A 15,833-nucleotide genomic window follows, 5' to 3' on the forward strand; every position below is an offset into this window, starting at 1 on the left:
CCATTACCCCGCCGACAGTTCCGCGATGCTGATCTCGCGCATGCGAAACTTCTGCACCTTGCCGGTCACCGTCATCGGGAACTCATCGACGAAGCGGAAATAGCGCGGCACCTTGAAGTGCGCAATCCGCGCCCGCGCCCAGTCACGCAGCTCGTCTTCAGTGGCTGCATGCCCCGGGTGCAAGCGCACCCAGGCGACGATCTCCTCGCCATACTTGCTGCAGGGCACACCAATTACCTGCACATCGGCCACCGCTGGATGGGTGAAGAAGAACTCTTCCAGCTCACGTGGGTAGATGTTCTCGCCGCCCCGAATGATCATGTCCTTGCTGCGCCCGACGATGCGCACATAGCCCTGCTCGTCCATTACCGCCAGGTCACCGGTGTGCATCCAGCCCTCGGCATCGATGCTCTCGGCCGTGGCCTTGGGGTTGTTCCAGTACCCCAGCATTACGCTGTAGCCGCGGGTGCACAGTTCGCCGATTTCACCACGCGGCACTGTGCGGCCATCGGTATCGATGACTTTGTTCTCCAACCGTGGCTGGGTGCGGCCGACGCTGGTCACGCGGCGCTCCAGGTCGTCATTGGCACCGGTCTGCAAGGACACTGGGCTGGTTTCAGTCATGCCGTACGCGATCTGTACCTCGGCCATGTGCATCTCGTCGATGACCCGTCGCATCACTTCGATCGGGCAGGTCGCGCCGGCCATGATGCCGGTGCGCAGGCTCGACAGGTCGAAGTCGCTGCGTTGCGGGTGGTCCAGTTCGGCGATGAACATGGTGGGCACGCCGTACAGCGCGGTGGCCTTTTCCTCGGCCACTGCGCGCAACGTGGCGAGTGGGTCGAAGGCGTCGTTGGGGTAAATCAACGTGCTGCCATGGGTCATGCAACCCAGGTTGGCCATGACCATGCCGAAACAGTGGTACAGCGGCACCGGCACCACCAGCCGATCGTGCTCGGTCAAGCCCAGGCTTTCGCCCACCATGTAGCCGTTGTTGAGGATGTTGCTGTGGCTCAGCGTGGCACCCTTGGGAAAGCCGGTGGTGCCGGAGGTGTACTGGATGTTGATCGGGTCGTCACAGTGCAGTTGCCCCTGGCGGGTGGCCAACGCCTCGGCGCTGATGGCGTCGGCGCGGGCCTGCAGGGCATGCCAGGCGAGAAAGCCCGGTGGCGGTGAGGCGGCCAGGCTCACGACCCCGCGCAATTCGGGGAACCGCTCACAGGCCAGTGCGCCCGGGTGGCCCTCGGCAAGGCCCGGGATCAGGCCCAGCAGCATGGCATGGTAGTCGGAGGTCTTGAAGGCATCGGCGCAGATCACCCAGCGGCAACCCGCCTGGCCCAGGGCGTAGTCCAGCTCGCTTGCGCGGTAGGCTGGGTTGATGTTGACCAGGATCGCTCCGACTTTGGCGCTGGCGAACTGGGTGATGCACCACTCGGCACAGTTGGGCGCCCAGATGCCCAGGCGGTCGCCGGCTTGCACGCCCAATGCCATGAGGGCGCGCGCGTGCTGGTCGACCGCCTCGGCCAGTTGCCGCCAGGTGTAGCGCAAGGCCTGGTGGCGGACCACCAGGGCTTCGCGGTCGGGAAAGCGGGCCACGGTGGTGTCGAAGGCGTCGCCTATGCAGTGGGTAAGCAGGGGTTTGTCCTGGTTGCCCTGGGAGTGGCTTGGCTGGGGCATGGGCGTTCTCTTGTTGTTCTTGTGTTGTTTGAACCGGCCTCTTCGCAGCACAAGGCTGCTCCTACAGTGGAACGCGGTAGCCTGTAGGAGCAGCCTTGTGCTGCGAAGAGGCCGGTAAGTTCACCCTGTATCTAGCGGATAAACACCTGCGGCGTAGTGGTCGACATGTCCCCACCCGGCAGCTTGATGTTCTTCACCTTCTGCAGCGTTTCGGGGTCGAACACCGCCAGGTCATTGAAGGTGCCGCCCAGGTACAGCTTGTCGCCCTTCTTGTCGAAGGTCACGCAGTAGTAGGTGTGTTCAAGGTTAGCCGCCTTGATCAACTTGCGTTCCTTGATGTCATACCGCGCCAGGCGGTTGAGCACGCCGTAGATCTGGTTCGGGTCCTTCGGCGAGCGCAACCCGGTGAAGTACAGCTCGGTCAGGTCGGCGAACTCCTGGGTGTGGGTCTTGCCGGTTTTCAGGTCGACACTCAGGTAACCGTAGAGCAGTTCGGCGGTATTTGGGTCCTGCTTTTCGTCCTTGAACTTGGCAATCGTATAGAGCATCGAGAACTCGTGCCGAGGGCTCTGATGCGGCCAGAAATACAGCACATCCGGGGCGCTGTAGCCGGGCCGGTTCCAGGTGCGCAGCGGCAATGCCACCTCGTACTTGCCGGTTTGCACGTCCATCTTGTAGATGTCCGGGCCCGCCACGAACAGGCTGCCATCGTCGGCGGCCCGCATCAGGTAAACCTGGCGCGGCATCGGGAAGGTACGCGCAGGCTTCGCATCAAGGCCATCGGCCGTGCGGAACACCTCCAGGCGCGGCGGCTTGACCACATAGTGATCGTTCAGGCGCTGGGTCGGGTTGACGGTGGCATACACCTCTTTGCCATCAGGGCTGATGGCAAACGAATACATCGACTTGCCGACTTCCCCAGGCACGCTGGACAAGTTGGCGTGGAAGGTGGTCTTGCAGGTGTCCAGGTCGATGCCGTAGATGTCGGCATAGTGGTTGTTGAGGATGTAGGCGGTACGGTTGTCCGGCGCCATCATCGCGGTGCCGGGGCCGAACGCATCGGGCATGCGGCAGCTCTTGTACAGCGCATCGCTGGCCACATCCACCACATGCAGGTTGTTCGGGTAGTTGGTCACGATCAGGTATTCATGGCCAGCCTTCAAGGCCGGCCCGGTGTCGTCAGCCTGTACCGCCCAGGCGCTGGCCGTGGCGGCGACGGTGAGCGCGAGCTGCGCGCAGAGTCCAGGTTTCATGCGGTTTCCCCTTGTCATTCTTGTTGGGCCGGTCACTTGTCTTTCGGGAACACGGTGCCGAGGTTGCGCCAGTCGTCCTGGGAGTTGGTCGCCTGGGCGTTCCAGTCCTGGTAGGTGCTCATCATGTCTGGCACCTGCGCTGGCCACCAGCAAGGGTCGGAACAGCCGTAAAGGTCGGCTTCCATGGGCTGGCACAGCGAGCTCACGCCACCAAAGGCGTCCACTTCCCAACCCGGGTCGGTGGTGGCGGTACAGCCTGCCACCGCGCTCATCGCCATGACTTCTTCGACACGGTCTTCGGCAGCGGCCTGTTCGAGGATGCGCGCCTTGTTGTTCAGGGGCTTCAAGTGCTTCATGTCAGTGCGCCTTCCGCGGGGTGATGTAGCGGTCGATGAAGGCCGGGTTGGCGGCCATGATGCGGCTGTAGACCTCGATGCCGAAGTCGACCCAGTCGCGCATCAGCTCGCAGTAGTGGTAGGTCGGGTGCTGCGGGTCGCCGTAGCGGGCATAGCTCTCGTGGTAGCAGCCTCCGGAGCACAGGTTGCGAATACGGCAGCTCTCGCAGCCGGTGTTGCTGCGGTCCAGGCGTTGCGACAGGAAGTCATTGAGCTGGGCCTGCTTCACACCTTGGTGCACGTTGCCGAACGTCGGCAGGCTGGAGCCGGTGAAGCGGTGGCACAGGTTCAATTCACCTTCATGGTCTACCGCCAGCATTTTCAGCCCGGCGCCGCACGGCAGGGCCTTCTTGTGGCCCTCGTGGATGTCGGTGATCAGTTGGTGCAGGTTGGAAAAGCCGATGTTGCGGTGCTCCAGCGCGGCTTCCAGGTAGCGACGGCCCAAGGCCTTCATGTTGGCGAACACCTGCACCAGTTCGTCGCTGGTGAGGTTGAATGCCGACAGGTCGCCCGAGGTCACCGGGGCGAAGCCGACTTCGGCAAAGCCCATCTCGTTGAACAGGTGATTCCAGATGGTCTCGACATCGGTGATGCCACGGGTCAGGGTGACCCGTGCCCCCACCGGGCGACTGGTATAGCGTGACAGCAGCATCTCGGCCTTGCGCCGCACCACGTCATAGGTGCCCTGCCCGCCCACGGTGATGCGGTTGCGGTCGTGCACGGTCTTCGGCCCGTCGATGCTGATCGACAGCCCGAAACGGTGGGCGTTGAGCCAGTCGATGATCTCTTCGGTGAGCAAGGTGGCGTTGGTGGTCATGATGAACTCCACCTGCTTGCCGGCCTCGGCGAAACGCCGCTCGCAGTAAGCGACCATGTGCTCGATCAAAGGCCGGTTGGACAACGGCTCGCCGCCGAAGAACACCACGCTGTAGCGTTGCTCGTCAGGGGACTCCTTGAGCAGCATCTCCACCGAGGCCTCGGCGGTAGCGGTGCTCATCTTCTTGCCGGCAGAGGGTTTGTCCAGGTCTTCCTTGTAGCAATAGGTACAGCTGAGGTTGCAGCCGGTGTTGACGTTGAGCACGACCGTGTTTAACGCCGTGCGCTCGACCTGCTTGAGGGCGATTTCCGGCGTCAGTGGTGAGCCGTCGCTGACCACTTCCAGGGCGATCAGCTCGCGCAGGGTGTCCTGGATGTCGGCGCCGGCAAACTGCTGACCGAGGCGCTGCATCAGCTCCTCGGCGGAGCAGCCTTGCTGGCGCAGGGTGTCGATGATGCCGCCGGTCACCGCGTCGGTGGCGAACAGCGAACTGCTAGGGATGTGGAACAGCATGCGGTCGGCATCCACCTGCACTTCGTGCAGGTTGCGTTCGACCAGGTTCAATAGTGCGCCCATGGCGACCTCCGATAATCGATCCGTTGGAAAACGCGTTCACACCTGCCTTATGGCAAGGGCGGGTTGTTCCAGCGTTGGACGGTGACGATCATGTGGCCCTCGCCGGTCTGGCCGCCGTCAGCCAGGGTGGCGATGACTTTCAGGTTGCCAGCGTTGTTGGTCATCATCTTGCGTGCCGGGTTAGGCCCCGCACCGCCGGGTACGAAGACGCCGTCGGCCTGCATCTGCCCGGCGAACTTGACGTCCTCGTCCTCGACGGCACGCTCGTTGAACGGCTCGACCTTCCATTGGGCGGGCAGGTAACCGATGCGCAGCGGCTGGCCGCTGGCGTCCTTGCCCCAGGCTTCGGCTTCGAAGCGCCCCTGCACCTTCGGCACGGACGCGCCGTTTTCACCGATGCGGGCAATGGAGAACGCCGGCACCACCTTGACCTCGTCGACCTTGTCGTAAACCGCCAGGTTGACGCCCTTGAGTGCGCCCACTGCAACGTCTCGCTGGCCTGGCTTGGCGTCTGCCGCCGCGCGCGCCTTGACCCGCACCAGGGTCGGGGTGGCCTCCAGCACTTCTGTCACTTCAACACCTGCGCCCAGTTCCGGCTTGCCCGTCAGGCCGCTGCCGACCAGGGTGATCTCGCTTTCGCTGCCCACCTTGATGAATGCTGGCTGCACCGCCAGCAGGCGTGCCTTGCCATCTTTCACTGCATTGAAATCCAGGCCGCGCTCGTCGTGATCGGCCTCGTACATGCGGCCTTTCATTTCGCCATCCAGTGCCGCGAATACCTGGCGCAGGTTGCTGTCGCCCACCTTCACGTTGCCGCGCCATTCATAGCCGTTGTAGAGGATCGCCGAGCCGCTGCCATTGAACGGCGTGCCGTCGGCGTAGCTGCCTTTGACCTCGACCTTGAAGGTGTCAGCCTCCCCTGCACTGACCGTCATCACCCCACGGACATCGCCTTTGGCCAGCATGTGACCGCTGAACGCCCACTGCCCTGGCAAGGCATCGGCCTTGGGCCTGGCCTGTTGCCATTCTGCCCAGGCCGGGCTGTCGAGCGGGAAGCGCTTGGCCAGGTCCGGCACCATTTGCTTGAGGGCGATTTCAAGCCAGTCGCGGTCACGCGCCTGGGCCTGGTATTCGAGAGACGGCCATTGGCCGAGGTGGAAGTTGACCAGGTGTTCCCATTCCTGGGCCGGGCGACGCTGCAGGGCAACGCGGGCACCGGAGTGGCAACGGCCGCAGGTTTCGCTGAGCTGTTGGTCGAAGTGTTCGACGGTGTTAAGCCGCCGCTCCATGGCGTAGCGCACGCCATCGGTCTCGCTGGGCGCCAGCCCCTGCTTGTCGGCCAGGTACTTGACCAGGGTGCGCCGGTCATCGTCGCTGATCTGCAGGCCGTGCATGACCTGCATGCGGGCGATGCTCATCAGCCAGCCTTCCGGCGTTTTGCGCTGATGGCTGATACGGCTGTAGGTGTCGTTGCCTTCGGGGATATGGCACCCCATGCACTTGGTTTGCAACAGGTTAGGGCCCTGCTCGGCCGCCATGGCCTGGGTGCTCAGCAGCGCGGCGGCGACCAGCGCCAGTTTGCCCGCATGCCGGCGGAGTCGAGTCGTCTTCAAGGTCAGACCTCCACGGTTGTTGTTCTTATCGTTCTCGCACGCTTTGGTACAGCAGGTGTGCATGTGACAGTTGTGATACAGAAACTGTGCCACTTGCTGGAAAGTTGTTGTATTTCAGCCTCTTAGTAGGTTTCGCGTGGTTGCGCAGGCACGCCGGGGTAGAGCCGAAGCGTGCCATTTCGCGACAGGGTGTTTCATCCTGAGACAGGGCCTGCTCTGCAGGCCATTCGCGGGGCAAGCCCGCTCCCACCGAAACGGCGCAGCGGCTGAGTTCGGCTCTATCCTGCGGGCTTGATCTCACCGAAACGCCGCAGCACCTGAATTCGGCTCTATCCCTGTGGGAGCGGGCTTGCCCCGCGAAGAGGCCTGTATAGCCACTGTTCCACAACCGTCTCACACCGTCTCAATGTGCAACAGCGCACGCCCGCAATCACAACCTTGCACTCAGGCAAAACCCAATAACTACAAGGTTTTAACCCCATCTGCTCAGGTTGGCACGCCCATTGCGCCTGTGCCCGGCACACCCAATGACAAGAGGCACCGCCCCATGCTTTCCGAACTGCCCATCCTGCCCGCCACCCGCGCCTTCCTCGAACGCAAACTGAAAATGCGCATCGGCGCCGACTGGCAGGACGCCGCCAGCGGTCGCACCCTGTCGTTCCGCAACCCGGCCACCGGCGAGGTGCTGGGCGAAGTACCCGCCGCCGACGCCGACGATGTCGACCGCGCCGTGCGGGCCGCGCGCCAAGCCTTCGACGACTCGCCCTGGAGCCGCCTGCGCCCGCGTGAGCGGCAGAACATGCTGTGGCGCCTGGCCGACCTGATGGAGCGTGACGCGCAACAGTTGGCGGAGCTTGAGTGCCTGAACAACGGCAAGAGCGCCGCAGTGGCCAAGGTCATGGACGTGCAACTGGCCATCGACTTCCTGCGCTACATGGCCGGCTGGGCCACCAAGATCGAGGGTAGCACCGTCGAAGCCTCGATGCCTTTGATGCCCAACGACCAGTTCCACGGCTTTGTCCGCCGCGAGGCGGTGGGCGTGGTGGGTGCCATCGTCGCCTGGAACTTCCCGCTGCTGCTGGCCTGCTGGAAGCTGGGCCCAGCCTTGGCCACGGGCTGCACCGTGGTGCTCAAACCGGCCGACGAAACCCCTCTGACCGCACTGAAACTGGCCGAGCTGATCGAGGAAGCCGGCTACCCGGCAGGCGTGTTCAACGTGATCACCGGCACCGGCCTGAATGCCGGCGCAGCCCTGAGCCGCCACCCCGGCGTCGACAAGCTGACCTTCACCGGCTCCACCGAGGTCGGCAAGCTGATCGGCAAAGCGGCCATGGACAACATGACCCGCGTCACCCTGGAACTGGGCGGCAAATCGCCGACCATCGTCATGCCCGACGCCAACCTGCAGGAAGCCGCTGCCGGCGCTGCCACGGCTATCTTCTTCAACCAGGGCCAAGTGTGCTGCGCAGGCTCCCGGCTGTATGTGCACCGCAAGCACTTCGACAACGTGATCGCCGACATCGCCGGTATCGCCAATGGCATGAAGCTGGGCAGCGGGCTGGACCCTTCGGTACAGATGGGCCCGTTGATCTCGGCCAAGCAGCAGGACCGGGTCACCGGCTACATCGAACTCGGCCGCGAGCTGGGCGCGACCATTGCCTGCGGCGGCGAAGGTTTCGGGCCAGGTTACTTCGTCAAGCCAACGGTGATCGTCGATGTCGACCAGCGTCATCGCCTGGTGCAGGAAGAAATCTTCGGGCCGGTGCTGGTGGCGATGCCCTTCGATGACCTCGACGAAGTGATTGGCATGGCCAACGACAACCCCTACGGGCTAGGGGCGAGTATCTGGTCGAACGACCTGGGGGCGGTGCACCGGATGATCCCGCGTATCAAGTCGGGCTCGGTGTGGGTCAACTGCCACAGCGCACTCGACCCGGCGTTGCCGTTTGGTGGCTACAAGATGTCAGGCGTCGGCCGCGAGATGGGCGCGTCGGCCATCGAGTATTACACCGAGCTGAAGTCAGTGTTGATCAAGCTCTGATCTTTTCCTAAACCGGCCTCCTCGCCGCACAAAGCTGCGCCTACAAAAGCACGCGGTCCCTGTAGGAGCAGCCTTGTGCTGCGAAAAGGCCGGCACAGGCAACCCAACACAACACAACACAACAACAAAAACATGGAGCACACCATGAAGCACACGCTCGCCTGCATGTTGGCACTTTTGTTCACCCCAACCCTCACCCAAGCCCACGAGCTCTACAACCAAAACGGCACCACCCTCAACGCCGACCTCGAAGCCCTGTTCGGCGTCTTCCACAGCGACGAAAGCTACAACCAGGCCGGCAACCGCCAACCTGGCAGCAGCAACTGGCGCGAGGGCTACGTCAAATACGGCCTAAGCGGCAGCCAGGCCCTGGCCGAGAGCGGCGCACTGTATGGCGCCGTCAACCTGCTCAGCTCCGCCACCTGGGGTGATGGCGACGCTGCAGGCCTGACCCTCGGCGACGAACGCCGCACCGCCCTCGAAGACCTGTACCTGGGCTGGCGCTCAGCCAACCTGTTCCCGGCCCTGGGCGAAGATGGCATCGACCTCTCCGGTGGCCGTCAGGTGGTGACCCTGGGCGATGGTTTCCTGATCCAGGGCGACCCGGTCAACCTGGGCAAGGTCGACCTGGGCGCCAACTTCGACCGCGGCGGCGCCTATTACCTGGCCGCACGCAAAGCCTTCGACCGCACCGCCGTGCTGCGCCTGGGCGGCAAGCAAGGCTGGCGTGGCGACCTGATGTGGCTCAAATCCGACAACCATTACCAGGCCGACACGTCGATGGCGGTGAGCAACATCGAGCATGTCGCCGACGCTGGCACAGTCGGGCTCAGTTGGATCCGCGGCCTCGACGTCGACCAGCGCTACGCGCAGATCATGGGCCTGGAGCACCGCGACGGCATGGACACAGTCAGCCTTCGCGGGCGCGGTAACCTGGGGGTCAAGGACCTGGAACTGGCCGGCGAATACGTCACCCAAGACCGCACAGGCGGGCGCGAGAACGCTTGGTACCTGGAGGGTAACTGGACGTTTTCCGAACTGCCCTGGACGCCAACCGCCACCTACCGCTACAGCCGTTTTTCGGAAGACTTCGACCCGCTGTTCTATGGCCTGAGCCGCGGTTACGGCACCTGGTTTCAGGGCGAGGTGGCCGCCAACTATGCCGGGCCCTTCAACAAGAACAGCCAGGTGCACCACGTCGCGTTCAAAGGCAAGCCGCGTGACAACCTGACGGTGGGGGCGCTGTATTTTGATTTTGATACGCTCGACACCGACCCTGGCAACCTGGGTGGGCGTGAGCTGGACCTGTATGTGGAATGGATGGTCAACGACCACCTGCTGATCAGCCCGCTGGTGGGGTTCTACAAGCCGGAGCGCAGTGCGGCGAATGGCGGTACGCAGATGGGTAGCCGCGATACCGGGACCTATATGCAGTTGGTGGTTGGGACGTTCTTCTGACTGAGGATCTTGGGGCCGCTGTGCGGCCCCTGGGTCTCAGGGCCTGCCCTGCTCCGCCAGCCACCGCCGCAGCATCATCTGTTGCGCCTCGGAGTGGCTGTTCATGACCTCATCCAACGCCTGACCAGCCAGCACCGCGCGCAACACCGGCGCCAGCTCCACCCCCTGTAAATGCCAAACCCCCAACGGCTGATCCGCCGTCACTACCACCTCGGCCTCATCCACAAAACCATCACGCAACACCGGCCTGCGCGCTACCTGCACTGACTGCCAATCGGCCGCCAAATGCAGCGGCTGGGCATCGGGCCAACCCCGCCGACGCGCCCAGAACGGCAGCCCGGCGCGTGTCTGCTCCTGACCATAAAAATCCCGCCCAATACGGGCAAAGCGCATGAACAACTGCTCAACCCGCTGTTGATGAAATTGGCGAGCCAGCGCAGCCCGCTCGGGCCGTCGCAACAGGGTATTGATCACCACAGGCGCCTGCAGCGCCGAGGACAGCGACTGGAAAATCCCGTTCCCCGATAGTGGGTCAACCGCCATTGCAGCATCCCCCACCCGTATCCAGTCATCCCCCACGCATTCGCCGGCCAGTATCGCCGTACTGCTACGGGCATGTACCTGTGCAGGTTCCATCGCCTGCGCCCCAAACAGTTCGGCCACTAACGCCGAGTCACGGCGCCGTGTGGCGCAGTACTCAGGCAGGACGGCCTTGGTCGGCACCCCTTGGGCATCGAGGGTAATCTGCCAATAACAGCGCCCATCGGCCAACCTGGCCATCCAGGCCCAGCCGTCATCCAGGCTTTCCACCGCCGAAGCCGGTGCGCCAAGGGCGTCATGCCAGACGTTGAGCAAACTGATCGTCTCAGGTCCGCGCATGCGGTCAGCTGCCAACGGTGCCTGGCGCCCACGGGCCTCAACCAGAAATTCAGCCTGCAGCGTTTGCCCGTCGTCCAGGCGCACCTGATGACCCTCGGCATGCGCCACCTCACGGATGCGCCCTTCAACCAGCGTCACTCCCGCCCGTGCAAGGTCATCACGCAAGGCACGGTCGAAGCGTTGCCGGTCGAGCAGAAACTCCTGGTTCATCTGCAGGTGCTCGCCATTCCAGCGCACCTGACGTGTCGCTGGCATCGCCGCCTCGCTCAGGGCCCCGCCCAGGCCCGCGTGGCGCAGACCTTCCAGCACCCGCTGCGAAACGCCTTCCACGGCAGCAAAGCGGCGCCAGTCAGACACCACCGTGACCGGGTAGCCCAGGCGGCGCAGGCCGATTGCCGTGGCGGCCCCCGCAGGCCCGGCACCCAGCACCACGATGTGCGGCTCACTCATCCTTGGCACCTCGCCGCTCAGGGCCGCTGAATGCGGCATGGGCACGCAGCCAGTCGAACACCTGCTGCCGCCCCAGGCCGGGCCGCTCACGCAGTAACGCTGCAACGCGCCCGCTCAGCGCAGCACAACCCAGGCTTGCCCCTGCCAGGCCACCGGCGCCGACATGGCCACCGAAGTCCGCCTGTGCAGTGCCCAGCCAGGACCACTGCCCCGGTGCACAACGCGCATCGCCGGTCATGCGAATCACGCCCGGGTAACTGGCCGGGTACACCGCCCCACCCTGCGCCGGGCTGGAGGCGCACAGCAGCACGCCAGCCGCCTGGGCCTCGGCGCAGGCCTGGTGCAGCACGGGCCGGTCCTGCAGCAGGCCGAGGCTGAGGTTGATCAGCGTCGCCCCCTCTTCCACCAGCCATAACAATGCGGCGGCCACCTGCAACGCACTGGTGCTCGCCTGCGCAGAAAACACTTGGGCCAGCAACAGCGGCACCGGGCCAGACTCACGCAGCAGGCCTGCAACAACGGCACTGCCGTGGCCTAGTTGGTCGGGCAACGCTTCGCCTTCTCGCAGCTGGCCTTCCTCAAGCCAGAAGCGTCGTGCGCCCAGCAAATCCAGTGCTTGGGCCGACGTGCAACCGCTGTCGATGACCCCGACACGCAACTCATTGCCCATGCTTGATAGCCTCCTGGGGCAACACCTTCAGTTGCCCATCATGCAGGTGCAAATGCAAGTCGGCATCGGCGAGGGTCGAGGCTCGGTGGCTGATAAGAATGCGCGTGCGCCCGGCAAACAGCTGGTCGATGGCCGCGATCACTTCGCGCTCGGTCGCTTCGTCTACCGCCGACGTGGCCTCGTCCAGCACCAGGATCGCAGGGGCCTGCAACACCGCGCGGGCAATGGCGATACGTTGCTTCTGCCCGCCAGACAGCTGCTGGCCACGCTCGCCCAACAGCCCGTCCAGCCCCAAGGGCAGGCTTTCGACCAGGCTGTCCAGGCGCGCCAGGCGCACCACCCGTTCAAGTTCCGCACGGCTGGCTTCGGGCACCCCGTAGGCAAGGTTCTGCGCCAGGGTGCCACGGAACAGCACGATGTCCTGGCTGACCACGGCAATGCGCCGACGCAGCGCCGCCAGGTCTAGTTCGCGCAGGTCGGTGCCATCCAGCAGGATGCGCCCGGCGTCCGGGTCGTAGAACCGTTGCAACAGATCGATCAAGGTCGACTTGCCGACCCCAGAGGCGCCGCTGATGGCGACCTTCAGGCCACCCGGCACGCAGATATTCACGTCGCTCAGCACCGCGCCTTGGCGCCCGTCATGGGCGAAGTGCAAGGCCTCCAGGCGCAATTCACCTGGCCCGTCTGGTATCGGCTGTGGCGTGTCCGCCTGGCGCACGGCAACGGCTTCTTGCTTAAGCTCCATTACCCGGCCCAAGCTCACGGCCATGCGCTGCACCGCCACATACAAGCCCAACAGGCTTTGCACCGGCCCGACTGCCATGCCCATGTAGGTGGAAAACGCGATCAGCGCGCCCAGTTGCCAGGTACCTTGGATCACCCACCAGCCGCCTACCAAAAAGGCGCAGGCGCGGCACCAGGAGGTCAGCGTGCCGGGTATCGCCTGGGTAAAGAACTCGGTCACCTGCACCTTGAGCAACTGGCTCATGTAGCCCTGACCCAACTGGTCCAGGCGCCCGGCTTCGCGCCCCTGCTGGCCCGCGGCCTGAATGAACTTCATGGCCGGCAGTGTCTCGACCAGAAACGACGACACATCGGCCGAGCGCTCACGCAGGCTGCGCACCTCGCGCTCGACCTTGCGCCGCATCCAGCGCAACCACAGCACCTCGATCGGGATCAGCAGCGCCAGCAACAGCGACAGCTGCCAAGACAACATCAGCATCAAGGCCACCGCCCCCATCAGCCCGATCACGGCAGACACCGCTGAAAACAGCGAGTCCACGGCAAAGCGCTGGATTTCGGCGACGTCGCCATCCAGCCGCGAAAGGATATCGCCGATGCGCCGCCGCCCGTAAAAGGTCGGCGACAACTGTTGCAGGTGGCGGTAAAGGTCATCACGCAGCGCGAACAAAATGCGCCCGGACAATCGCGTATGCAGGTAGCGGTTGACCCCGGCCAGCACGGTGCCCAGCAGGCCCGCGGCGATCATGATCGCCGCCATGTGCCAGAGGGTCTGGTAGTCCTTGGCCAACAGGCCTTCGTCGATCAGGGTTTTGACCAGCCAGGGTTGCGCCAGGGCCAGCAGTGACGCGCCCAAGGACAAGCCCAGCAGCACACCGATGGCGCGTCGATGGGGGCGGACGAAACCATACAGCCAGGCCAACGCCTGACGTATGAGGACAGGGTCGCTGGTCTCTACCAGCCTTGCAAACAAACCACCCATGTCAGCTACGCAACTGCTTGAGCTTGCGGTACAGCGTCGCCCGGCTGATACCCAGGGCCTCGGCGGCTGCCGAGACGTTGCCCTGGTGGCGGCCCAGGGCGCTGCGAATCAACTCCAGTTCATTGTCCTTGAGGCTGCCGGACGGCGTCGTGCCGCTGGCCAGTTCATCGAGCAGGCAATCGGTGAGGTGATCGAGGGTCAGCACCTGCTCACCGTCCTCACGCATGGCCAGCGCGGTGCGCACGACCATCTCCAGCTGGCGGATGTTGCCTGGCCAGTCGAAGCCTTCGAGCAAGGCGCTGAGTGCCGGGTCCAGGCTCACGCCCTTGGCGCCGGACTTGTCCAGTAGCCCTTGGATGATCCCGGCCAGGTCGTCACGCTCGCGCAGGGCCGGCAGGCGCAGCGAGACGCCATTGACCCGGTAATAGAGGTCTTCGCGAAAATGCTGTTCAAGCACCAGGCGTTTGAGGTCGCGGTGGGTGGCGCAGATCAGCGCCACGTCGATGTCCTGCTCGTCACCCGCGCCCAGCGGCGCCACGCGGCGCTCTTGCAGCACCCGCAACAGCCTGGCCTGCAGGGCCAGCGGCATGTCGCCGATCTCGTCGAGGAACAGCGTGCCGCCATGGGCCTGCATCAGCCGCCCGACCATGCCGCCACGGCGCGAGCCGGTGAACGCCCCTTCGCGGTAGCCAAACAGTTCGGATTCGATCAGCCCTTCAGGAATGGCCGCGCAGTTGACCGCCACGAACGGCTTGTTGGCCCGCGGGCTGGCCTGGTGCAGGGCCCGGGCGACGACTTCCTTGCCGGTGCCGGTCTCACCCAGCAGCAACACCGGCAGGCCATTGCCCAGGCCCTGGCGGGCCATGCGCAGGTTGCGCGCCAGGCGTGGGTCGCCACCGGCCAGTGCATCGAGCGCGGGTGACGTGTTGGCCAGCGCCGGCTTGCTCACCGCCACGCTGCCGTTCAGCTGGCCGTGACGTGGCAGTTGCAACGCGCGGAAGAAGAACTCGCCCTTGGCCGTCTGCACACTGCTGACACCGCCCTGCCACAGCCGGGCGATGAAGGCTGGCGAGCGCTCGCCGAGCAGGTCGCTGCTACGCCGGCCAATGAGGTCCTGGCGCGGCACCTGCAACAATTGGCAGGCACTGTCGTTGGCCGCCAGCACTTCGCCGTCCAGGCTCAATGCCAATAGACCGTGCCAGGCACTGTTGAGGTACTGCGGGCGGCTATGGAAGGCCAGCACCAGTTGCTCGGGGTGGCACAGGCCGAACAGCCGGCCTTCGATGTTGCCGGCCGCCAGCATCAGCGTTGACAGGCTGTCCTGCGGTTGCGCCATCACGCCTTCGCGGGTGATGTCGAGCACACCGATCACCTCGCCCCGCGGGTCACGCAGCGGTACCGAGGTGCAAGAGAACGGGCTGAGGCGATCGAGGTAGTGTTCACCGCAGTTGATCAAGGTCGGCCGTCCTTCTACCACGGCCGTGCCGATGGCATTGGTGCCACGCAGGGATTCGCTCCAGCAACTGCCTGGGTGCAGGTCACGCAGGCCTTCGCGGCTGAGCACGTGGGTTTGGCCTTCGATGGCCAGCACATTGGCCTGGGCATCACCGAGGATGATGATGCCCGCCTTGCCCTGGCGCGAGACCAAGTAATCCAGCTCGGGGGTGACGGCATCGACCAGCAAGCGGTTGCGCTCCAACAGCATGCGCAGGTCATGGCCTTGCTCCAGGCCCAGGCCGACCTGCTCGCCTTGCAGGCAGTCCAGGCCATGGCCCAGGCTGCGGCGCCAGGACGCGTCGATTTCATCGCGCAGCATGCCCAGTGGCAGCTCGCCTTCGCTGGCCAGCTTGAGCCGGGCCTGGCGGGATTCGTGTAGCGGGTCTTGGGCGTTTGTTATTAGTTGTCGCGCCATTTTCTACTCCGGCTGCGCCCCGCAAGTGGCGGGGTACAGGCTAGGGAATTTTTCGCAGTGTGCGGGAGAAAAGGCTGGGCGTCATCTGGTTGATGGGTTGGGGCATGGCTGGAAGTGCATGGCTTGGGTTTTGTGTGCGGGCAGAGATCGAGCGCCGCCCGCGCGGCGCTTCGCGAGGCAAGCCCGCTCCCACATCTGTTTCGGGCCAGTCACTCCAGTGAGCTCACCTCTGTCCGCTGTATTTGCCAATCCAATATCGAGGGTAGCGCTGCGGTCCTTCATCTATCTCCAGCCATGCACCCCGGGGGCCGCGCGCCATAGGTACAGGAGTAACTGGCCCGAAACAGATGTGGGAGCGGGCTTGCCCCG

At 64.5% G+C, this 15,833-nt stretch carries 11 protein-coding genes; 2 read left to right on the plus strand and 9 right to left on the minus strand.

Features of this window, described 5'->3' with window-relative positions:
• Nucleotides 1-3: 3 nt before the first annotated feature.
• The 5 genes from AC5PZ0_RS12970 to peaA all read right to left on the minus strand — a co-directional run bounded on the left by AC5PZ0_RS12970 (nucleotide 4) and on the right by peaA (nucleotide 6,331).
• Nucleotides 4-1,677 (minus strand): fatty acid CoA ligase family protein, encoded by a 1,674-nt coding sequence (locus AC5PZ0_RS12970; protein ID WP_493855135.1) that lies wholly within the window; start codon nucleotides 1,675-1,677, stop codon nucleotides 4-6.
• Nucleotides 1,678-1,808: 131 nt separating this feature from the next.
• Complete coding sequence (gene peaD / locus AC5PZ0_RS12975; protein ID WP_027593451.1) at nucleotides 1,809-2,930, minus strand: quinohemoprotein amine dehydrogenase subunit beta; 1,122 nt, start codon at nucleotides 2,928-2,930, stop codon at nucleotides 1,809-1,811.
• A gap of 32 nt (nucleotides 2,931-2,962) precedes the next feature.
• The gene (qhpC, locus tag AC5PZ0_RS12980) at nucleotides 2,963-3,286 is read right to left on the minus strand and encodes a quinohemoprotein amine dehydrogenase subunit gamma (protein ID WP_008091708.1); all 324 of its coding nucleotides are present in this window, start codon (nucleotides 3,284-3,286) and stop codon (nucleotides 2,963-2,965) included.
• A gap of 1 nt (nucleotide 3,287) precedes the next feature.
• Nucleotides 3,288-4,718: a quinohemoprotein amine dehydrogenase maturation protein gene (gene peaB, locus AC5PZ0_RS12985; RefSeq protein ID WP_027593452.1), complete on the minus strand. Its 1,431-nt coding sequence runs from the start codon at nucleotides 4,716-4,718 to the stop codon at nucleotides 3,288-3,290.
• A gap of 47 nt (nucleotides 4,719-4,765) precedes the next feature.
• Nucleotides 4,766-6,331: a quinohemoprotein amine dehydrogenase subunit alpha gene (peaA, locus tag AC5PZ0_RS12990; protein WP_493855136.1), complete on the minus strand. Its 1,566-nt coding sequence runs from the start codon at nucleotides 6,329-6,331 to the stop codon at nucleotides 4,766-4,768.
• A gap of 547 nt (nucleotides 6,332-6,878) precedes the next feature.
• Between peaA and AC5PZ0_RS12995 the strand changes: the two genes are divergently transcribed.
• Both AC5PZ0_RS12995 and AC5PZ0_RS13000 read left to right on the plus strand, forming a co-directional pair.
• Nucleotides 6,879-8,372, plus strand: a complete 1,494-nt coding sequence (locus AC5PZ0_RS12995) for an aldehyde dehydrogenase family protein (RefSeq protein WP_027593454.1) — start codon at nucleotides 6,879-6,881, stop codon at nucleotides 8,370-8,372.
• A gap of 144 nt (nucleotides 8,373-8,516) precedes the next feature.
• The gene (locus tag AC5PZ0_RS13000) at nucleotides 8,517-9,830 is read left to right on the plus strand and encodes an alginate export family protein (RefSeq protein WP_493855137.1); all 1,314 of its coding nucleotides are present in this window, start codon (nucleotides 8,517-8,519) and stop codon (nucleotides 9,828-9,830) included.
• Between the two features lie 36 nt (nucleotides 9,831-9,866).
• On the opposite strand, the gene qhpG is transcribed toward AC5PZ0_RS13000, so the two are convergent.
• Genes qhpG through AC5PZ0_RS13020 form a run of 4 tightly spaced genes read right to left on the minus strand, consistent with a single transcriptional unit; the run spans nucleotide 9,867 to nucleotide 15,464 of the window.
• Complete coding sequence (gene qhpG, locus AC5PZ0_RS13005) at nucleotides 9,867-11,159, minus strand: flavin-dependent monooxygenase QhpG (RefSeq protein ID WP_493855138.1); 1,293 nt, start codon at nucleotides 11,157-11,159, stop codon at nucleotides 9,867-9,869.
• Nucleotides 11,152-11,829 (minus strand): subtilisin-like serine protease QhpE, encoded by a 678-nt coding sequence (gene qhpE, locus AC5PZ0_RS13010; RefSeq protein WP_493855139.1) that lies wholly within the window; start codon nucleotides 11,827-11,829, stop codon nucleotides 11,152-11,154. Before qhpE ends, qhpG begins: the two co-directional genes overlap by 8 nt.
• A complete protein-coding gene (locus tag AC5PZ0_RS13015) occupies nucleotides 11,819-13,552 on the minus strand; it encodes an ABC transporter ATP-binding protein (RefSeq protein WP_493855140.1) in 1,734 nt (577 codons plus the stop codon). The genes qhpE and AC5PZ0_RS13015 overlap by 11 nt, the downstream gene beginning before the upstream one ends.
• Before the next feature lies 1 nt (nucleotide 13,553).
• Entirely contained in the window at nucleotides 13,554-15,464 is a 1,911-nt protein-coding gene (locus AC5PZ0_RS13020) for a sigma-54-dependent Fis family transcriptional regulator (RefSeq protein ID WP_493855141.1), read from the minus strand.
• Nucleotides 15,465-15,833: the final 369 nt, after the last annotated feature.

The sequence above is a fragment of the Pseudomonas sp. 5.2 genome (assembly GCF_059025405.1).